General features: G+C 66.9%; 14 protein-coding genes. 5 read left to right on the plus strand and 9 right to left on the minus strand.

Translation table 11 applies throughout. The features are described 5' to 3' along the window. Positions 1–51: 51 nt before the first annotated feature. Positions 52–1,272: a multifunctional CCA addition/repair protein gene (locus AC5P6S_RS03865; protein ID WP_100438118.1), complete on the plus strand. Its 1,221-nt coding sequence runs from the start codon at positions 52–54 to the stop codon at positions 1,270–1,272. A 79-nt stretch (positions 1,273–1,351) separates the two neighbouring features. Here the strand turns inward: AC5P6S_RS03865 and AC5P6S_RS03870 are convergent, their stop codons facing one another. From AC5P6S_RS03870 to AC5P6S_RS03880, 3 genes are read right to left on the minus strand one after another with little or no spacing between them, the layout of a single operon-like run. Then, a complete protein-coding gene (locus tag AC5P6S_RS03870; protein WP_005411035.1) occupies positions 1,352–1,786 on the minus strand; it encodes an SseB family protein in 435 nt (144 codons plus the stop codon). Positions 1,787–1,835: 49 nt separating this feature from the next. Continuing rightward, the gene (locus AC5P6S_RS03875) at positions 1,836–2,171 is read right to left on the minus strand and encodes a hypothetical protein (protein ID WP_043034012.1); all 336 of its coding nucleotides are present in this window, start codon (positions 2,169–2,171) and stop codon (positions 1,836–1,838) included. Continuing rightward, the gene (locus AC5P6S_RS03880; protein ID WP_049396472.1) at positions 2,168–3,211 is read right to left on the minus strand and encodes a S41 family peptidase; all 1,044 of its coding nucleotides are present in this window, start codon (positions 3,209–3,211) and stop codon (positions 2,168–2,170) included. Before AC5P6S_RS03880 ends, AC5P6S_RS03875 begins: the two co-directional genes overlap by 4 nt. A 411-nt stretch (positions 3,212–3,622) precedes the next feature. On the opposite strand from AC5P6S_RS03880, the gene AC5P6S_RS03885 reads away from it, so the two are divergent. After that, complete coding sequence (locus tag AC5P6S_RS03885) at positions 3,623–4,057, plus strand: hypothetical protein (RefSeq protein ID WP_062605636.1); 435 nt, start codon at positions 3,623–3,625, stop codon at positions 4,055–4,057. 209 nt (positions 4,058–4,266) lie between these two features. Here the strand turns inward: AC5P6S_RS03885 and AC5P6S_RS03890 are convergent, their stop codons facing one another. The 6 genes from AC5P6S_RS03890 to AC5P6S_RS03915 form a co-directional block, all read right to left on the minus strand. Next, positions 4,267–7,296, minus strand: coding sequence for an autotransporter family protein (locus AC5P6S_RS03890; RefSeq protein WP_111189028.1), 3,030 nt, complete (start codon positions 7,294–7,296; stop codon positions 4,267–4,269). 299 nt (positions 7,297–7,595) lie between these two features. Further along, entirely contained in the window at positions 7,596–8,663 is a 1,068-nt protein-coding gene (locus AC5P6S_RS03895) for an acyltransferase family protein (protein ID WP_043034006.1), read from the minus strand. After that, positions 8,663–9,811: an N-acetylglucosamine-6-phosphate deacetylase gene (nagA, locus tag AC5P6S_RS03900; protein ID WP_062605631.1), complete on the minus strand. Its 1,149-nt coding sequence runs from the start codon at positions 9,809–9,811 to the stop codon at positions 8,663–8,665. The genes AC5P6S_RS03895 and nagA overlap by 1 nt, the downstream gene beginning before the upstream one ends. Continuing rightward, positions 9,811–10,839: an SIS domain-containing protein gene (locus tag AC5P6S_RS03905; RefSeq protein WP_049450606.1), complete on the minus strand. Its 1,029-nt coding sequence runs from the start codon at positions 10,837–10,839 to the stop codon at positions 9,811–9,813. Before AC5P6S_RS03905 ends, nagA begins: the two co-directional genes overlap by 1 nt. 7 nt (positions 10,840–10,846) lie before the next feature. Continuing rightward, the gene (locus tag AC5P6S_RS03910; protein WP_006391719.1) at positions 10,847–11,914 is read right to left on the minus strand and encodes a LacI family DNA-binding transcriptional regulator; all 1,068 of its coding nucleotides are present in this window, start codon (positions 11,912–11,914) and stop codon (positions 10,847–10,849) included. 39 nt (positions 11,915–11,953) lie between these two features. Then, a complete protein-coding gene (locus AC5P6S_RS03915) occupies positions 11,954–13,243 on the minus strand; it encodes a sugar MFS transporter (RefSeq protein ID WP_109337681.1) in 1,290 nt (429 codons plus the stop codon). A gap of 378 nt (positions 13,244–13,621) precedes the next feature. On the opposite strand from AC5P6S_RS03915, the gene AC5P6S_RS03920 reads away from it, so the two are divergent. The 3 genes from AC5P6S_RS03920 (at position 13,622) to AC5P6S_RS03930 (ending at position 19,962) form a co-directional block, all read left to right on the plus strand. Then, complete coding sequence (locus tag AC5P6S_RS03920) at positions 13,622–14,641, plus strand: glucokinase family protein (protein WP_024957032.1); 1,020 nt, start codon at positions 13,622–13,624, stop codon at positions 14,639–14,641. Positions 14,642–14,784: 143 nt separating this feature from the next. Further along, positions 14,785–17,493, plus strand: coding sequence for a TonB-dependent receptor (locus AC5P6S_RS03925; protein WP_005411048.1), 2,709 nt, complete (start codon positions 14,785–14,787; stop codon positions 17,491–17,493). A gap of 111 nt (positions 17,494–17,604) precedes the next feature. After that, on the plus strand, positions 17,605–19,962 hold the full coding sequence (locus AC5P6S_RS03930; protein ID WP_109337683.1) for a beta-N-acetylhexosaminidase: 2,358 nt from the start codon (positions 17,605–17,607) through the stop codon (positions 19,960–19,962). Positions 19,963–20,017: the final 55 nt, after the last annotated feature.

A 20,017-nucleotide genomic window follows, 5' to 3' on the forward strand; every position in this document is an offset into this window, starting at 1 on the left:
AGCGGCCGGCACTACCGGTGCATCTGCGCCGGGCATGCGATGATTCCAGCCATGAAGATCTATCTTGTCGGCGGCGCCGTACGTGACCGCCTGCTGCAGCGTCCCGCCGGCGACCACGACTGGGTGGTGGTTGGCGCAACGCCCGCGCAGATGGAAGCGCAGGGCTACACCGCGGTCGGCCGCGATTTCCCGGTATTCCTGCATCCAAAGACCGGTGAGGAGTACGCACTGGCGCGCACCGAACGCAAATCCGGCCGCGGCTATCGCGGCTTTGTGGTCGATGCCGACCCGGGAGTGACGCTGGAAGAAGACCTGCAGCGCCGCGACTTCACCATCAATGCGATTGCCTGCGACGAAGACAGCGGGGCGCTGGTCGATCCTTACGGCGGCGTGCGTGATATCGAGCAGCGCGTGCTGCGCCATGTCGGCCCTGCGTTCGTGGAAGATCCGTTGCGCGTGCTGCGCGCGGCGCGCTTCATGGCGCGCTTCGCGCCGCTGGGCTTCACCGTCGCCGAAGAGACCATGGCGCTGATGCGCGAGATCGCCGCCAGTGGCGAACTGGACGCGCTGGTGCCGGAACGCGTCTGGCAGGAACTGCGCAAGGCGCTGGTCAGTGAGCGGCCCTCCGCCTTCCTGCGCACGCTGCACGATGCACATGCACTGGGCCCGATCCTGCCCGAGCTGGAAGCGCTGTATGGCGTGCCGCAGCGTGCCGAATTCCACCCGGAAGTCGATACCGGCATCCACCAGGAAATGGTCAGCGACATGGCGGCGAAGCTGGCCCCCGGCGATGACCTGGTCGGCTTTGCCGCGCTTACCCACGATCTCGGCAAGGGCCTGACCCCGCCGGAGGAGTGGCCGCGCCACATCATGCACGAACAGCGCGGCATCAAACCCCTGAAGGCACTGTGCGCGCGGTTGAAGATTCCCGCCGAGCACCAGCAGCTGGCCGAAGCGGTCTGCCGGGAGCACTTGAACGTGCACCGCATCGACGAACTCCGCGATGCCACCGTGTTGGAACTACTGGGCCGCTGTGATGCGCTGCGCCGGCCGGAGCGCGTGGCCCGCATCGCACTGTGCTGCGAGGCTGACAAACGCGGCCGGCTCGGCTTCGAGGACGCCGACTACCCGCAGGGCGAAACGCTCAAGCGCCTGCACCAGGCGGCGCTGTCAGTACAGGCGCGGGACCTGGATACCACCCATCTGAAGGGCCCGGCCATCGGTGAAGCGTTGGCCAAGGCGCGCGTAAAAGCCATCGCCGCCGCCCGCTGATCCGCAACCGCCGTGGCGGCCGCGCACCGACTCCCATGGGTAGTGCCGGCCGCTGGCCGGCAACCCTATATCGCTGGCTTCAATGCGCCATCCCGCGGGTGATCGCCGCCGCCCGCTGTTTCAGCTGGGCCACGGCATCGGGAATCATCTCCATGCCCACGTCCAGGCCGGGGTTCAGCACCAGGCCGACGCCGTCGCCGATCCCGGCCAGCAGCGCGTGCACCGCGATCGGCATGGCATGCGCGAACTGCGGCAGCTGCTCGTGCCACAGGCCCGCGCGCTCGGGCGCGGTGAACACCGCGAACATCGGCTCGCCGCTCTCGCTGGTCAGCACCAGCGGCGAGATGCTCTCGTCCCAGGCACCGTCTTCGCCGATGGCCTTGTCCAGCAGCACGAACGCCGTCGAGGTCAGCAGGCCATCGAGGAACTGCGATGCGGTCAGCGTGCCGTCCTGGGCCTGCAGAAGGCGCACCTCGAGGTCGTTGAGGGGTTCGAACGGGGTGTCGTGGTCCATGGTCGGTTCCGGTACGTGGTTGCAGGGCAGACTTTAACAGGCCCGCTCCTCAACCGAGGAATCCGTGCCGCCACAGCCAGCCCAGCGCGGCCAGCCCGGCCACGCCGACCAGCATCAACGGCAGGCCGAAGCGGTGCCGCCACGGGATCGGCACCCCGCCCAGCTGCTGGTCCATGGTCTCGGTATCCAGCACCCAGCCGTGCCCGCACCGGGTGCAGGCCAGCTCGTAGCGGCGCTGGTAGGTGAGGCCAAACAGCAGGTCGATGCGCGCCATTTTGTAGCGCAGTTGCGGGGCGAACTCGGTTTCCGTCTGGCAGCGCAGGCAATGGTGGGCTTCGGTTGGGCCGACCACCACCACCCGCTCCTGCTGGCCGATCAGGATCATGGATCAGCGGCCTGGCAGGCGGGTTGGGCCAGCAGCCAGGCTTCGGCGGCGGCCAAAGTGGCGGCATCACCCTCGATATGCTGGTCGGGCTCGATCTTCAAGCCATCACCACGATCATTGCGGTCGCGCATCACGGTGGTGGTCAGCAGCAGGCGACTGCCATCGGCAAGCGTCTGCACGACATTGCCAGTGGAGACACCCGCAGTGGGCTGACCGAAACTCCGCGTCTGCGGACGACCACGCCACGCCAGCACCGAGGCCTCGCCCGAACTGCCGGTGCGCGGCCCGAACAGCACCGCCACCGGCGCGCCGGGCTGCCGCAGCACATAGCCGGACTGGCCGAAGTCCAGCACCGACTTGCCTGCACGCTGCACGGCGGTCGCGGTCAACGTCCAGCGCTCCGGCCCCTGTGCAGTTTCGAACGACCCCACATCTTCGTTGTTCACTACCGAGGTGCGCAGCAGCGGTGCCATGCCCAGCAGCATCGGCCACATGTTGCCACCGCTGTTGTCACGCAGGTCGACGATCCAGCCACAGCGCGCGCCGTCGTCCTTGCTGCGGATGACCTGCTGCCACCGCGCGGCACGCTGGATGTCCTGGCGGAACTTTTCCTGCGGCGTCGCGCCCGGCGTGGAGGCATAGCCCTCGATGACCACCCAGCCGATGCGCATATCCACCGCATCGGCCGCCTTGGCCCGGTCCACGGCGGCGGCGCCGGCCTGCTGCGCGCGCGCAAGGGATTCGCTCTGGCGCTGGGTCGTCGTCCATCCGCCATGATTGCCCGTGCTGACCGCAATGGCTTCGCGCAGAACGGCCAGCCGTTGCGCCGGGTCGCCCTGCGCCGATTGCAGGCGTACGCGGGTGGCGGCCCAGTCCACCCGATCGCGATACAGCGCCTGGCGTTCAAGCAGATTGAGGATCTCGGCCTGGGCCTCCGGCGAGGGCACCTCGACCGCGCCTGGCGTATCGGCCATGGCGCCGGTCGCCAGCAACACGAGCATCAGCGCGCCGATGCGACGCACTCCCTTGCGAACCTGCATGTGACGTTTCCTTGTCGTTGAGGCAGGCGCACAGCATAGCCCGCAGGTGATGGCTTTCGCCATGCGCGAACTGTCGTATCTGGCCCCGCCGCGGGTTGCAGCAAGACAGCGTGCACGCGATCAGTAAATTGCAACTTTGCCCATGTCATTGCCACGTAGAACGCGAGAAGGTTGCCTCCGTCGGCGCCTCCTGCGCTGGCCGGGATTGGCGTCCTGAATCAAACATCGAAACGATCGAGTTGCCGCCTCAGCGGCAATCGCGACAATGCACCGGCTTGCCCATGGCGGGCGGTGCGTGGGGATCCTCGTGATCCGTCGGCTTTTTTTCGTTTCGATTTTGACCGGCACGCCAACCCGCACCGCCCGCCACCTTGCACGCCGCAGGTGGCCTTGCCTCGTGAGGTTGCCGCCATGAACACGCCCCACCCCACCTATCCACGCCTGCAGGCATTGCTCGGCGCTGCACTGCCCGGCCTGCAGCTGCCCACTACCGCCGCCGAAGCGTTGGAAGATGCACTCGCCGAAGCCAACGAACAGGCGCCGCCCTCCGCATTCTTCGCGCGGTTGCGCGGCATCGCTCACAGCCACGCAGCCGACGGCCAGGCGTGGCGCGAGCGGCAACTCAGCGAGGGGCGCGGTCGGGAACTGGCCGAGGCGACGCGTTGCCTGGCGGCGTTGTCTGCGTGCGGCGGGGTACTGCTGGCTGCACAGTCTGCGCGCGAGACGGACGATGCGCAGGCGCAGTGTCCGCCGCAGGTGGAGGAAGGCCTGCTGCATGCAATGGTGGTGTTGGCCGATCATGCCGGCGCGCTGGTGGAAACGGATGCGTGCGCACCGCTGCTGTAGAGCCGAGCCGTTGCTGGGCTGCGCGGAGGTCATGGCATCGGTGGGATTCGTGCCGACCAAGGTCGGCACCTACCAGAGCAGGTCATGGCAGTGGAAAGCATCGTGCCGACCAAGGTCGGCACCCACCAGAGCGGATCATGGCGTCGATTGGCCCTGTGTCGACCAAGGCCGACACCCACCAGAGCGGGTCATGACACCCGTACCGCGCGCTACCAGTCCGCGCGCAGGCCGATGTTGCCTTCGATGATGCGGCGCTTCTCGTTGCGGTCGCCACCCAGTTCACGGGTGTAGTCGGCCACCGCGTACGCGCTGATGGTGCGGTTGAAGCGCCCTACCGCGCCGACACCGGCTTCGAGTGCACGCGAGCGCTGCGAATTGAAGATCACGTCATCGTCGAAGCGGATACGGTCTTCGCCGGAACGGCCGTGCCAGTAGTTGAGCTTGAAGTACGGCTGCCAGCCGTTGTCGGCCAGCTGATAGTCGCCGGCAAGGCGCAGGCCGACGCGGCCGGTCCAGGCGTTGTCGTTGTCGAAGCGTACGCTCGACACCGCATCGCGGCGGTCGTCCAGCGAGGTGCGTTGCCAGATCACCTGCACCTGCGGTTCCAGCCACCATGCGGACTGACCGAAGTGCAGCAGCGGTTTGCCCGCCTCCACCGACACGCTGGTGCCATCACCCTTGATCCCGAAGCCGAGCCCGCGCGAGGAACGCACGCGGCCGTCGTAGCGGCTCTGCATCGCCACGGCGTCGATGTAGCCGCCACTGCTGTCGGTGAAGGTCCAGTACAGGCCCACGTGCTTGTCGTCCAGGCGGTTCTGGCCTACCTGCACGTTCTCCCAGCCCAGTGCCAGGCCGGTGGTCTTGCCCTGCGCGCGGGTGCGGCCGACGAACACGCCGATCTGGTTGCGGTGGTTGTCAGAAGCAGCAGCCCACACGTCGAGGCCGGCCTGCAGGCCCATCACATCGCCATCGAAGCCGGGCTGCGAATCGCCCTTCCAGTGGATCTCGCTGCTCTGCCCCACCAGACGGCCCCAGGCGGTGCGGAACGCACCCTGGCTGTACAGCAGGCGCTGCTCGCCCTGCCGCTCGTGGAAGGTACCCAGGCTGGCCAGCGAGGTCTCGCGCAGCAGCGGCGGCACCACGGCATAGGCAGCAGTCTCCACGCGGTACAGCGGCACCACCGCGCCTTCGGCGGGGCGTGCGCCCGGCGTCGGCGGCGCACCGGTTCCGGGCAGCGCACCGCCGGCCACCGGCACGTCCGGTACCGCTGGATCACTGGGCGGCGCCACAGGCGCCGGTTCCGGTGGCGGCGGCGGTGGTGCGGTCTCGCCGGCTGTCAGGTCTGGATCGGGGGCGCCTTCGGGCGGCGGCGGCGGTGCCGGGGTGATCGGTGGCGGTGGTGCGACAGGTGGCGTCGGCGGCGGCGGCACGCCATTGATACCGCTCCCGTTTGGCGCTGGTGCCGGGCCGGCCACCAGGGTCGAGCGCAGGTACCAGTTCTCGCTGGTACCGGCACTGACACCACCCTTGAACAGGAAGTACTCGTAGGCGCCAGCCGCCACCGGCGCGAACAGCGAGAACGCACCCGGCGCGGTGCGGCCACCATTCAAGGCCTGCACCACCAGGATGCCATCGGCCAACGTGGCAGCGCCGCTGCCGCCGGCATTGAGCACGCCGATGCCGGTCGTGCCGGTGACGGCACCACCATCGATCACCAGGCGGTCGCTGGTTGAATTATCCGCCCCCAGAACGGTGCGCAGGTACAGACCACCACCGTCACCGCGGTAGTTGCCACGCACGGTGAACACGTCGCCGGCGCCAGTACCGGTCAGGTCGATGCGCCCGGCATTGACCATCTCCACCAGTGCACCACTGTTGAACGGACGGATGGCATGGCCGCCACTGCCTGCATAGACGGTGCTGGTGTCATCCACCGTGAGCGTTCCGGTGCCGGTACTGCTGTCACCCAGCACCAGATCGCCATCAAAGGTCAGCTCGGTGCTGTTGGCCAGGCTGATCGCCTCCCAGTTCTGGAAGCGGCCCACGCCCGTGGTCTTGACGTTGTTGAAGTTGAGCTGGTCGATGCCACTGCCGCCGTCGAACAGCGGCACCGCACCGAGGTTGCCCTGGTTGAGGCTGCTGAGGTTGGCCACGTCGTTGTCCGGCCCCATGTCGATCGCGCCGTAGACGATGCCACCGCCACTCCAGTTGAAGGTGTCGCTGCCGGTACTGAGCAGCACCTGCCCGCGCACGGTGCCGTCGGTGATGGTCACGCTGTCGTTGCCGCCACTGACACTGATGTTGCCGCCGATGTAGGCCGTGCCCGAGATGATGATGGTATCGGTGTCGAAGCCGGTCACCACGTTGCCGTCCACCGTACCGCCAGACTGGTCCCACAGGTTCTTGTCCAGCTTCATGTTGACGCGGCCGATGCGGCCAGCGGTCATCCAGGCCTGGTCGCCATCTTCGAACGCGCCGATGATGCGGCCACCGCTCATGCGGAAGGTATCGATGTTGTCGCCCTGCTGCAGCGCGCCTATCGTGCCGCCACTCATGATGAAATCATCGCGGCCACTGCCCTGCGCCACCACGCCGGTGACGGCGCCGCCGGTGACGGTCATCTGGTCATCGCCGCCGCCCTGGTCGACGCTGTCGATCGTGCCATCGCTGAGCAGCAGCACATCGTTTCCATCGCCCTGCAGGATGCCGCCGCTGATGCTGCCGCTCTGCATCTCGAGGCGATCATTGCCCGCATCGAACTGTACGCCGGTGCGCCCGCTGATCGTTCCTCGATTGACCAGCACGCTGTCGCCCGCACCGACGAACTGCAGGGCGGTGTTGTTGCCGGTGCTGATGCTGCCGGTGTTGTCGACGCGGCTGCCACCCCCAAGCTGCACGGTTACACCGCCGACCGAACTGATCGCGCCCTGGTTTGACAGCAGGTGACCACCGGCGCCGACCAGCGCGATGGCCGATCCACCACCACTCTGCTGCAGCTGTGCACCGGCGGCGACATTGACGGTGATGCCGGCCGCACCATTTGCGGTAACGGGAGTGGTCTGCGGATTCGGCGCGTTGGTATCACAGGTGACCGTCTGGCCGGCAGTCGGTGCCGGGCTGTTGCAGCCGGCCCAGGCAACGCTGGCGGTCGTCAGAAGCAGGGAGGGAACGGCGAGGGCCTGCAACACGGAAACAGCAAGGCGGCGCGGACGGAACGCACGCGGAACGGCACGGTACATGGGGCACTCCTGGGCGGGCAATCAGGAACTGCGTATGTGCGGCACGGCGCTTGCAGTCTGCCGTGTGGTGAACCATTTCGATAGGTGAACTTGCGTGCGGGAAATCACAGTTCAGATGTGAAATCGCCCAGCCCTCACGCCGATGTGATGTGGCTGAAATCGTTCATTTTTTCCGGCATCCGGAATCACGCGCAAAGCATCCATGCATGGCGTGGATCTACTGATCCTGGATCGCCAATCGATTCGCTCATGGCACCTGGTAAATCTACGTCATGCCTGGATGCCGTTGGCGGATGGGGTCAGATCTTCAGGTAGATCTTCCGCTTATCCAGCCACCACGCCACGCCCCACCACAGTGCGACGAACACCAGCGCCTGCAGCATCGACGCCAGCTCCAGCGCCTGCGGCATCGCGGTGGCCAGCTGCTGCCAGATCCACCCCCAGATCCCGGTGGCCATCAGCACCACCGACATCACCGATGCCCCCAGGTACGCGGTGATCGCATTGACCCCGAAGCGCCGGCCGAGTGCCGGCCAACCCTTCTGGTCGATCAGCACGTGGCCCAGCCACAGCGCCAGCGCGGCCAGGCCGCCGGTCCACAGCACGTAGCTGGGCGTCCACAGCTGCTTGTTCAACGGCAGAACCACGGCCAGCAGCAGGCCCAGCACAGCGGTCGCCATGCCCAGCCCTGCCAATGCCGCCGAACGCCCGTTGCGCAGCAGGCCACCGGCAAGCAGGCCGAGCACGGTACTGGCCAGCGCCCCCAGCGTGCTCAGCAATCCTTCCGGGTCATGGCCCAGTCCGGTATCGGCATGCCACTGGTAGATCCACGGTGCGAACAGCGCGGTATCCAGGCGGCTGGCCGGGTTGGTCCACGGCGCCAGGTCGCCGATGCCCAGCAGCAACACGGTGTACCCCACCAGCAGCGCGATCAAAGCGCCCACCTGCACGCGTGGTCGCGCGTAGACCGCCAGTACGCCCACCAACGCCGCACACACCGCGATGCGTTGCAGCACGCCCCAGATGCGGAAGTGATGCGTATCCAGTGCCCACCAGATCAGCAGGTGCAGCAGCGCACCGGCCATCAGGATGCGCAGCGCGCGCTCCAGCACGCCGCGCGCCAACGCGGGTCGCGCCGCCGCATCCTGCGCGCGCGGTGCCACGCTGAAGGCCATCGACACGCCCACCAGGAACAGGAAGAACGGGAACACCAGGTCGGTGGGCGTGCAGCCATGCCATTCCGAGTGACGCAGCGGCGCGAACACCGCACTCCAGTCGCCCGGATTGTTGACCAGCAGCATCGCCGCCACGGTGATGCCGCGCAGGGCATCGATCGAGCCCAGCCGGCGTGGCGGCGAACTGTTCATCAGGCGGCCTCGTACTGTCCGGCAATCCAGGTACCACGCACCTGCAGGGCGTCGTCCAGCAGCACCAGGTCGGCCTGGTACCCCTCGGCGATGTGGCCCAGGCGATCATCGACATTGAGGAACTGCGCTGGGTACGTCGATGCCATGCGCGCCGCTTCGGCCAGCGGCTGGCCAAGCAGCTGCACGGTGTTGCGCACCGCGGTGGCCATGTCCAGCGCCGAGCCGGCCAGCGAACCGGCAGCATTGCGCACCACGCCGTCGACGGCGGTAATGGTTTCGCCGTACAGCACGTAGCTGGGATCGTCGGCACCGACCGGCGGCATCGCATCGGTCACCAGCAGCAGGCGGCCTCGCGGCTTGGCCGCCAGCGCCACGCGCAGGCTGGCGGGGTGCACGTGAACGCCATCAACGATGATGCCGATCCAGCTGTCGCGGTCCTCCAATGCGGCGCCCACCGCACCGGGCTCACGGCCCTGCAGCGGCGACATCGCGTTGTACAGGTGGGTGAAGCCACGCACACCGGCATCCAGGCCGGCACGGATCTCTTCGTAGGTACCTGCGGTGTGCCCGGCGGCAACGATCACGCCACGCTCGACCAGCGCACGGATGGTCTCCAGCGGCACGCGCTCCGGCGCCAGCGTCAGCACGGTCACACCGTTGTCCAGCGATGCCGCCAGCGCGATTTCTCCCTCGTCCGGCACGCGGAACTTGCTGGCATCGTGCGTGCCCTTGCGCGCCGGTGCGATGTACGGGCCTTCCAGGTGGATGCCGATCACGCCTGGTACACCCTGCGTGATCGCCTCGCGCATCGCAGCGATCGCTTCGCGCATCACTGCCACGTCATCACTGATCAGGGTCGGCAGCATCGCCGTGGTGCCGAAACGGCGGTGCGCCTGCGCGATGGTGCGCAGTGCCGCCACGTCCGGCGTGTTGTTGAACAGTGCACCACCGCCACCATTGACCTGCACATCGATGAAGCCGGGCAGCAGCCAGCCGCCACCCAGGTCCACCTGCTCGGCGGCATGGCCGAGCTGCGGTGCGGCGTCGGGCAACAGCGCGCTGATGCGACCGTTCTCGATCACCAGCGCCAGATCATCACGGAAGTCGTCGCCCGCCAGGATGCGGGCATTGCGCAGGACGGTCGCCATTACACGGTCTCCGTCACCTTGTTCAGGTGCGGCGGCAGGTCCGGGTTGAAGCCACGACGCAGCGCCAGCGCATTGATCGCGCGGTAGAAGCTCTGCACGGTCAGCAGCGGTGCGCACAGCGGGTGCGGCGCAGCAGCCACCGGCAGGTTGCCGCCAGCACCGGCCATCCATACCTGTGCGCCACGCGCGGTGAATTCCTCGACGACGGCACGGGTGCCGGCGCCGGTTTCATCCGGCTGGGCAAAGGCCAGCACCGGGAAGCCGCGGTCGACCAGCGCCATCGGGCCGTGCTTCACTTCAGCCGAGCTGTAGGCTTCGGCATGCAGGCTGCAGGTTTCCTTGAACTTCAGCGCCGCTTCCTGCGCCGCCCCCAGGCCCAGGCCACGGCCGAGCACGAACAGGTTGGTGGCCTCGACCAGGCCTTCGGTCACCGCGCTCCAGTCGCACTGCCACGCCTCACGCAACGCGTCGGGCAGCAGGTCCAGCGCAGCGCGCAGGCTGCTGTCCTGCTTCCAGTACGCGGCCAGCTGCAGCAGCGCGGCCAGCGACGCCAGGTAGCTCTTGGTCGCCGCCACGCTCTTTTCGGCACCCGCGTGGAGCGGAATGACCGTATCGGCCAGCTGCGCCAGCGGTGAATCCTCGACGTTGACCAGCGCGATCACGCGCGCACCGGCCGCCTTGGCGGCCTCGGCGTTGCGCAGCAGGTCCGGGCTCTTGCCCGACTGCGAGATGACGATGAACAGTGCGCCGCGCAGCTGCAATGGTGCGGCGTAGACCGACCCCACCGATGGCGAGGCCGACGCGACCACCAGGCCCAGCTGGGTTTCCAGCAGATACTTGCCATAGGTGGCGGCGTGGTCGGAGCTGCCGCGTGCACAGGTGACCACGAACGGCGGCGGTTCAGCACGCAGGCTGGCGGCCAGGGTTTCCATGGTGGCGTGGTTGCGCGAGAACTGGCGCGCGACCACGTCGGCCGCTTCAGCGGCCTCGGCGAACATCAGGGTGGACGTGGGGTCTGACAGCGACATGGCAGGCTCAGGCAGGATCGGAAGGAAGGGGGCGTGCGCCGGCGGGGCGCATCGGCGCGGTCGAACCACGCACCACCAGCTGCGGCACGAAGCCCTGGTTGTGCAGCGGCGCCGGCGCATCGTCGTAGGCATCGCTGCGCAGTTGCGCGATCAGCAGGCGCGCGGCGTGGCGGGCGATGTCCTCGGTGGCCTGCTTGGCGGTGGTCAGCGGCGGCCACGACTGGCGCGAGAACGGGCTGTCCTCGAACCCGGCAATGGACAGGTCGTAGGGCACGTTCATGCCGGCCGACTTGGCGGCGGCCAGTACGCCGGCGGCGATTTCGTCGTTGGAACCGAAGATGGCGGTAGGTGGCTCGCGCAGCGCCAGCAGGCGGCGCGCACCGCGGAAACCGTCATCGAAGGTGTAGTCGCCCTGCACCACCAGATGCTTGTCCACGGTCATGCCGTAGTCCTTCAGCGCGGCTTCGTAACCGGCATAGCGTTCGCCAGAGGAGCGGTGCGAGATGCCGCCCCAGAGGAAGCCGATGCGCTGGTGACCCAGCTGGATCAGGTGCTCGGTGATCTCATAGGCCGCTTCGCGATCGTCGACGAATACGCAGGCGCCATCGGCCGGGTCTTCGGTGGCAGCGATGATGCGCACCAGCTTGATGCCGCGCGCGGTCAGCGCCTGGATCAGGTCGCGGCGCTCGGACATCGGTGCGGTCAGCACCAGCCCGGCCAGCCGCGAACGCTGCACCCAGTCGGCCAGCTCATCGGCCAACAGCGGCGAGCTGGAGTCGCAGGGATGGATCTGCAGGCCGAAACCGGTCTCGCGGCATGCGGCCAGCACGCCGTTCTGCACACCGATGATGTGGTACGGGTTCGGGTTGTCGTAGACCAGCCCGATCACGAAGGTGGTGCCGCTGCGCAGGTTGCGCGCGGACGGATCGGGCTCGTAATCGAGTTCGGCGATGGCACGCAGCACCCGCGCACGGGTGGCCTGCATCACCGAGGGCTCGTTGTTGATCACCCGCGAGACCGTCTTCAGCGAGACCTTGGCCTTCTCCGCAACGTCCTTGATGGTCGCTCTGCGCATGGGTTTTCCCTGGGGTTGGCTGCCGTCCATCATCGCCGATCAGGCCTTGTCCTGCGGCAGGCCGGCGCGATGCCCGACCACCGAATAGAACAGGATGTACAGGTAGCAGGGCACCATCAGCAGCACGAACACCAGCTGGAAGTCGATGTGCTGCTTGAGCACGGCGAACAGCTGCGGAATGATCGCGCCACCGGCAATGCCCATCACCAGCAGCGCCGAACCGGTCTCGGTGAAGCGGCCCAGGCCACGGATCGCCAGCGGGAAGATCGCCGGCCACATCATGGCGTTGGCAAAACCCAGCAGGGCCACGAAAGCCACCGACACGTAGCCGTGGGTGGCCCAGGCGCCAAGACAGAACACCACGCCCAGCACCGCCGAAATGGTCAGGTAGCGCGACTGCGAGACAACCTTGGGGATCAGCAGCAGGCCGACCACGTAACCGACCAGCATTGCGCCCAAGGTAAGCGAGGTGAACATCTTGGTCTGGTCCAGTGGCAGGTCGAAGCCGTGGCCGTAGGTACCGATGGCATCGCCGGCCATCACCTCCACGCCCACGTACACGAACAGGCACAGCACGCCCAGCCACAGGTGCGGAAACTGGAAGATGCTGCGCCGTTCGGCGGCACCGGCCGCAACCGGCGTGGCATTGGCTTCGGACGACTTGATTTCCGGCAGCGGCGAGAACAGCACGGCCACCGCCAGCAGCACCAGCAGGCCGGCCATGGCCAGGTACGGGGTGTGGATCTTGGCGGCAAACTCGTTCAGCAGCGCGGCCTTTGTGACCGCATCTGCCGCCTGCACCTGCGCATCGAGGTCACCGATGCCGTGCAGCACCAGCGTGCCGATCAGCACCGGCGCCAGCATGCCGGCGATCTTGTTGCAGATGCCCATCAGCGCAATGCGGCGTGCCGCCGTCTCGATCGGGCCGAGGATGGAGATGTAGGGGTTGATCGCGGTCTGCAGCAGGGCCAGGCCACTGCCGATCACGAACAGGCCGCCGAGCGCGCCCGGATACCAGCGCTGGGTGGCGAATTCGCCGAACAACGCGGCACCACCGGCCATCACCAGCAGGCTCAGGCTCAGGCCCTTCTTCATGCCGGTGCGGCGCAGGATCCACGATGACGGCAGGGCCAGGAAGAAGTAGGACAGGTAGAACACCATCAGCACCAGGAAGGCGCCGACCTCGCTGAGTTCGAAGGCGAGCTTGACGAAGGTGATCAGCGGGCCGTTGAGCCAGGTGAAGAAGCCGATCAGGAAGAACAGCACGCCGACGATGGCGATGGAGGTGGCCACGTTCGGGCGCACGCTTGCAGCGGAGACGGCGGACATCGGGAAGGGCTCCTGCGGCGACGGCCGCAGCACGCGGCGTCGGAGAGTGGCTGGGAACAACGTTGTCACATTCTTTCGATGGACAACCGAGGTTTGTCAACTTCCCCGCGAGGCCGCGTGAACCTCGTGCTGCACTGCGCAACCCGATGGCAGCGGGTCGTGCTGAATGCGCCGCAGCCCTTGAGCCCCGTGCAGCAACGGTTCCAGCGTGAAACCCATGCTCACGCCATGTAAACGTTTACTGCACGCCGCATTCGTTGCGACGCAGCAACGAAAGTATCACGAACTCGTTGACATCGTTGTCAGCGCGGTTACAGACTCCGCCCCAATCGCCGCCCTCGAACCTTGGGGACGGCCCCACCTGCAGCAGGAGCCCGCGTGACCGCCAGCCACCCCGCCCCGGCCCATGTCCTGTCCCGAATCGCGCCCTCGTTCCTGGCCGCCGACGTCGGTGGCACCCATGTGCGCGTGGCCCGGGTCCAGGCCAGCGGTGATGCCGCCCATCCGGTGCAGGTGCTGGAGTACCGCAAGTACCGCAACGCCGACCATGCAGGCCTCAGCGCGATCCTGTCCGACTTCCTCGGCGAAGGCCCGCGGCCCACGCACTGCGTGGTCGCCAGTGCCGGCTACGCCCGCGAGGACGGCACGGTGATCACCGCCAACCTGCCGTGGCCGCTGTCGGCGCGCCAGGTGGAAGCCGACGTCGGCCTGCAGCGGGTATTCATCGTCAACGACTTCGAAGCCGTGGCCTATGCCGCTGCGCAGGTTGACGCCAGTGGCGTGCTGCACCTGTGCGGACCGGAAACCGCCGCCCGCGGCCCGACCCTGGTGGTCGGCCCCGGTACCGGCCTCGGCGCCGCGCTGTGGATCCCCACCGCGCACGGCCCGGTGGTGCTCCCGACCGAAGCCGGCCAGCCGACCCTGGCCGCCAGCACCGAACTGGAAATGGCCATCGTCCGCCACATGCAGCGCGACCGCGCGCATGTGTCGATCGAACATGCGATCTCCGGCCCGGGCCTGATGAACCTGTACCGCGCGGTGTGCGCACTGCAGGGCCAGGCGCCGACCCTGGCCAGCCCCGACGCGGTCACCGCTGCGGCCATGGCCGACAGCGATGCACATGCGCGCCAGGCGCTGGATGTGTTCTGCGGCCTGCTCGGCAGCACCATCGGCGACATGGCGCTGTTCTACGGCGCCCATGGTGGCGTCTACCTGGCCGGCGGCATCCTGCCGCAGATCCGCGAATACCTGCACGCCAGCACCTTCGTCGAACGCTACCTGCAGAAGGGGCCGATGGGCGAAGCGCTGGCACGCATCCCGGTGAAGGTCGTCGAGCACGGCCAGCTGGGCGTGGTCGGCGCTGCCAGCTGGTACCTGCAGCAGCAGTCGGCCGCCTGACACCGCAACAGGCTTCAACGCAATCGCAGCACGCAGTACGTGGCACGCCAACGCACGGGACTTCGCCGCCGCCCCGCGCATGTCATCGCAACCGTAATCGAACACCGCCGCCGGCATCCAATCGAGTGATGAGGAGAGACATCATGAACACCCGCAAGACCCTGCTTTCGGCCGCCATCGTCAGCTGCATCGCCTTCAGTGCACATGCGCAGCAGGCCGCCCAGACCGCCACCGACCTGGATACCGTGCAGGTCACCGGCATCCGTGGGTCGATGGAAAAATCGCTGGACACCAAGCGCGAAGCCAATGCGCGCGTGGAAGTGGTCACCGCCGAAGACGTGGGCAAGCTGCCCGCGCACAACGTCGCCGACACCCTGCAGCGCCTGCCGGGCGTGAACATCAGCTCGTCCAGCGCCGACGAAGGCGGCTTCGACGAAGCCGACCGCGTCAGCCTGCGTGGTACCAGCCCGAGCCTGACCCAGACCCTGATCAACGGCCACACCGTCGGCACCGCCGACTGGTTCGTGCTCAGCCAGGGCAACAACGTCGGCCGCAGCGTGAGCTACTCGTTGCTGCCGTCGGAACTGGTGCGCTCGGTGGAAGTGAACAAGTCCTCGCAGGCCAAGCTGCAGGACGGCGGCACCACCGGTACCGTCAACATCCTCACCCGCAAGCCGCTGGAATTCTCCAAGCAGCTCACTGCGGAAGGCTCCATCGGCATGGTGCGTTCGGACCAGGCCAAGTCCAACGACCCGCAGCTGTCGGCACTGTTCAACTACAAGAACGACGAAGGCAACTTCGGCGTGATGGTGCAGGCCTTCAGCCAGAAGCGCGAGCTGCGCCGCGAAGCGCAGGAAATCCCGGGCGGTTTCTTCCAGATCGATCCGAATGGCACCGTGGCCAAGTCCAACCCGGACCTGGCCGGCGTATACGCGCCGGGCCTGCTCGGCTCGACCCTGTTCGAACAGACCCGCGAGCGCAAGGGCGGCCTGGTGTCGCTGCAGTTCAAGCCGATGGACAACCTGACCCTGGGCCTGGAAGGCTTCAGCTCGGAACTGAAGGCGAACAACTACAACCGCAACTTCATGCTGTGGGGTGGCCGCATCCTCAATGACCGCACCGTTGAAGATGCCAATGGCAACAAGATCCTGATTCCGGGCCAGGCCCCGAATCCGGGTTACGTCATCAAGGATGGCGTGCTGTCCAACGCCACCTTCGCCGGCCAGGCCGACCGCGACTACGCGGTGTACGACATGATCTACCGCGAGTCGAAGGCCAAGACCAACTACATCACCTTCGATGCCGACTGGCAGATCAGCGACAACCTGGGCATGAAATTCCAGGCTGGCAGCACCAAGGGCACCGGCGAAACGCCGCGCCAGTACATCGCCGAAGTCAACCTGGCCCGTGGTGGCGGCGCCACCTGGGCAACCCACGGCAACGGCTCGCCGATCGACTGGAACGTCGGGGGCAACATCGGCCCGAGCGGCGTGACCGACTTCGGCACCTGGGGCAACCAGCAGGTCACCGCGATCGACAAGGAAAAGTGGGCCACGCTCGATTTCAACCAGTACTTCGCCGACGCTGGCGTACTGAACTCGATTGATTTCGGCGCCCGCTTCGGCGACCACAAGCGCGAGGCCAAGTCGCCGGAAGGCGCAACCCCGGGCGCGATCTGGAATGCGCTGAAGAACGGCGCCACTGCCAACTTCCCCGGTGGCTTCGCCAACGGCATCGGTGGCAGCTTCCCGCGTGACCTGTGGTACTTCACCCCGGGCGCACTGAAGGAAGCAGTGACCAACAACTCCACCTGGCTGTCCGGCAATGACGGCCCGACCGGCCGCCACAACTACGGCGCCGAGTGGAAGGTGTCCGAGAAGAACTTTGCTGCCTACGTACAGGGCAACTTCAGCGGCGACCGCTGGAGCGGCAACGTCGGCCTGCGCTACGTCAACATCAAGCAGGATATCGATACCTACGCCGCCGCCACCGGCTCGACCGTGCCGGACGTGAGCAGCCTGTTCGGCGCGTGGACCCGCGAAGCTTTCGAGAACAAGCACAACCGTGTGCTGCCGAGCGCCAACTTCAAGTACGACCTGCGTGACGACCTGGTGCTGCGCGTGGCCGCATCGCAGACCCAGACCCTGCCGGACTTCTCGGCACTGGGTGCCTCGTCGTACGGTTCGGACCTGAACCGGACCGGCGGTGGCGGCAATCCGAAGTTGAAGCCGGTGGTGTCGACCAACTTCGACGCCAACCTGGAGTGGTATTTCATGCCGCGCGGCATGTTGTCGATCGGTGCCTACTCGATGCGCCTGAAGGACTACGTCGCCTTCAGCACCGAGAAGGAAATGCTGTTCAGCGAGCTGACCAACCGTCTCGAGGAATACAACATCTCCCGCCCGCGCAATGCCGACGGCAAGGTGCGCGGTATCGAAGTGGCCTATGAGCAGCCGATCGGCGAGTACTTCGGTGTCAATGCCAACTACACCTACGCCGATGGCAGCACCGACCACACCTGGGCCGATGGCAGCGACAACCTGCTGGGTACTTCGAAGAACACCTACAACGTCGGTGCCTACTTCGAGAACGATACCTTCGGTGCACGCGTCAGCTACACCCGCCGTTCGTCGTTCCTGATCGGCCTGTCCGGCGCCAACCCGTACTACCAGGATGACTTCGGCACCCTGTCGGCGTCGCTGAGCTACAAGGCCACCGACTGGCTGAGCATCAGCTTCGATGCGCTCAACCTCAACAACCCGACCTACAAGTACTACCAGACCGCGGCCATCCCGACCTCGTTCTACAGCAACGGTCGCCAGTACTACCTCAACTTCCGCTTCAAGTACTGATCCAGCGGCGGCAACATCGCCGAGTCGTGCACGCACGCCGGGCCTGGGTCATTCCGGGCCCGGCGTTTTTCATGTATAGCGTTCATCGCACCGTTCCAAGGAGTCGTACCGATGGTCAAGCCTTCCCGCGCCCGGATGCGCAGCGCAGTGCTGCTGGGCAGCCTGCTCGCCCTGTTGCCGGCACTGCCGGCACTTGCCGCCGACCCCACACCCGCCACTGAAGCACCCGGCCCCCTGCTGCGCGCCGACAGCCTGATGCTGATTCCCGCCCCGGCCAGCGTGCAGCGCGGCCAGGGCAGCGGCATCACCGTCCGCGCCGACACCGTGCTGCAGGCCGAAGGCGAAGCCGCGCAGCGCGTCGCCAGCCAGTTCGCCGATCTGCTGGCCCGCAGCGGTGGTCCGCGCCTTGCACCAGCCAGGGGCAAGGCGGCAGGCACGTCGAGCAGCATCCGCTTCCAGATCGTGCCCACCTTCCGCGACAGCGGCGAAAGCTACACGCTGGAGAGCACCGCGCAGGGCGTGCTGATCCAGGCCGGCAACGAAACCGGCCTGTTCTACGGCGCGACCACCCTCGCCCAGCTCGCCACCGGCGGCAGCAATGGCGTGCTGCCGGCGGTGCAGATCCAGGACGCGCCGCGCTTCAGCTGGCGCGGTTTCATGCTCGATTCCGCACGTCACTTCCAGAGCCTGGACGAGATCAAGCGCGTGCTCGACGCGATGGCCGCGCACAAGCTCAACACCTTCCACTGGCACCTCACCGACGACCAGGGCTGGCGCATGGAGATCAAGCGCTACCCGAAGCTGACCGACGTGGGCAGCTGCCGCCTGCCGGCCGGCGACGGTGGCATCGATCCGGTCACTGGCAAGGAGCATCCGTATTGCGGCTTCTACACGCAGGACCAGATCCGCGAAGTGATTGCCTATGCGGCGAAGCTGCATATCCAGGTGATTCCGGAAATCGATGTGCCGGGCCACGCGACTGCCGCGATTGCTGCGTATCCGGAGCTGGGCACCATCGATACGCCGTTGAAACCGATCAGTGAATGGGGCGTGTTCCCCAACCTGTTCAACACTGAAGACAGCACCGTCACCTTCCTCGAGAACGTGCTGGAAGAAGTGATCGACCTGTTCCCGGCCAAGTACGTGCACGTCGGTGGCGACGAAGCAGTGAAGGACCAGTGGGAAGCGTCGAAGCAGGTGCAGCAGCGCATGCGTGCGCTGGGCATCAAGGATGAAATGGCCATGCAGAGCCACATCATCAAGCGCCTGGAGACCTTCCTGGAGGAGCACGACCGGCGCCTGATCGGCTGGGATGAGATCCTCGAAGGCGGGCTGCCACCGCAGGCCACGGTGATGTCCTGGCAGGGCACCGAAGGCGGACTGGCTGCGGCCAGCGCCGGCCATGACGTGATCATGTCGCCGGTCGGCTACCTCTATCTGGACTACCTGCAGACGGCCTCGCCGAACGAACCGCCCGGCCGCCCGACCCAGGTCAACCTCGGCAAGCTGTACAACTTCGAGCCGGTGCCGGCCGAGCTGGCCGCTGACAAGCGCGGGCACATCCTCGGCCTGCAGGCCAACATGTTCACCGAGCACACGCGCAGCTACGCACGCCTGCAGCACAACCTGTTCCCACGCCTGGCCGCCGTGGCCGAGACCGGCTGGAGCACGCCGGAACATCGCGATTTCCGCGATTTCCTCGCGCGCCTGCCGTCCCAGCTGCAGCGCTACCGTGCCTGGGGCCTGGCCTATGCGCAGACTCCGTTCGAAGTGGGCGTGGACTACACCGACAATCGCGCGGACAACACGGTGACGGTGTCGCTGGCCAATCCGCTGGGCTATGAAGTGCGCTACAGCACCGATGGCCAGCCGGTGAGCGCGCAGTCACCGCTGTACCAGCAGCCGCTGACCGGAAAACTGCCAACCACCGTGCAGGCTGCCGCGTTCTACCAGGGCCAGATGCTGGCGGCGAAACCGACCATTGCCACCTTCACCGCACAGTCGCTGCTCAGCCGCCGCAGCGATGAGCTGCTCAGCTGCGTGGGCAAGAAGGGCCTGGTGCTGCGCCTGGAAGACGATGGCCCACGCGAAGGCAACCGTGCGGTGTTCAACGTGGACATCTTCCAGCCGTGCTGGCGCTGGCCGCAGGCGCAGTTGGACGGCATTGGCAGCCTGGAAGTCCGCGCGGGGCGTATTCCGTACTACTTCCAGCTTGCCCACGATGAACCCAAGCGTCGCTTCGAGAAGGCCAAGCGCGCGCACGGCGAGATGCAGGTGCGTCGTGGCGACTGCAGCGGCAAGGTGCTGGCGGAAGTGCCGTTGCCGGCCAAGCCGGATGCCGATGGCTTCGTGACGCTGAAGGCAACGCTGCCGAAGGGCACGCAGGGCAGCGGTGACCTGTGCATCAACTTCACCGGCGACACGCGCCCGGCGATGTGGGTGCTGGATGAGGTGACCCTGGGGAAATGACGGCAGGCCTGTCCGGGTGGGTGCCGGCCTTGGTCGGCACCTCGGGCAGAGCATC

The sequence above is a fragment of the Stenotrophomonas sp. YJH_SMC_119 genome (genome assembly GCF_059368315.1).

What these genes read in the sequence shown, in the direction of transcription:
- AC5P6S_RS03865 (WP_100438118.1), top strand. Translation starts at nt 52, where the DNA reads ATGAAGATCTATCTTGTCGGCGGCGCCGTACGTGACCGCCTGCTGCAG.
- AC5P6S_RS03870 (WP_005411035.1), bottom strand. Translation starts at nt 1,786, where the DNA reads ATGGACCACGACACCCCGTTCGAACCCCTCAACGACCTCGAGGTGCGC.
- AC5P6S_RS03875 (WP_043034012.1), bottom strand. Translation starts at nt 2,171, where the DNA reads ATGATCCTGATCGGCCAGCAGGAGCGGGTGGTGGTGGTCGGCCCAACC.
- AC5P6S_RS03880 (WP_049396472.1), bottom strand. Translation starts at nt 3,211, where the DNA reads ATGCAGGTTCGCAAGGGAGTGCGTCGCATCGGCGCGCTGATGCTCGTG.
- AC5P6S_RS03885 (WP_062605636.1), top strand. Translation starts at nt 3,623, where the DNA reads ATGAACACGCCCCACCCCACCTATCCACGCCTGCAGGCATTGCTCGGC.
- AC5P6S_RS03890 (WP_111189028.1), bottom strand. Translation starts at nt 7,296, where the DNA reads ATGTACCGTGCCGTTCCGCGTGCGTTCCGTCCGCGCCGCCTTGCTGTT.
- AC5P6S_RS03895 (WP_043034006.1), bottom strand. Translation starts at nt 8,663, where the DNA reads ATGAACAGTTCGCCGCCACGCCGGCTGGGCTCGATCGATGCCCTGCGC.
- nagA (WP_062605631.1), bottom strand. Translation starts at nt 9,811, where the DNA reads ATGGCGACCGTCCTGCGCAATGCCCGCATCCTGGCGGGCGACGACTTC.
- AC5P6S_RS03905 (WP_049450606.1), bottom strand. Translation starts at nt 10,839, where the DNA reads ATGTCGCTGTCAGACCCCACGTCCACCCTGATGTTCGCCGAGGCCGCT.
- AC5P6S_RS03910 (WP_006391719.1), bottom strand. Translation starts at nt 11,914, where the DNA reads ATGCGCAGAGCGACCATCAAGGACGTTGCGGAGAAGGCCAAGGTCTCG.
- AC5P6S_RS03915 (WP_109337681.1), bottom strand. Translation starts at nt 13,243, where the DNA reads ATGTCCGCCGTCTCCGCTGCAAGCGTGCGCCCGAACGTGGCCACCTCC.
- AC5P6S_RS03925 (WP_005411048.1), top strand. Translation starts at nt 14,785, where the DNA reads ATGAACACCCGCAAGACCCTGCTTTCGGCCGCCATCGTCAGCTGCATC.
- AC5P6S_RS03930 (WP_109337683.1), top strand. Translation starts at nt 17,605, where the DNA reads ATGGTCAAGCCTTCCCGCGCCCGGATGCGCAGCGCAGTGCTGCTGGGC.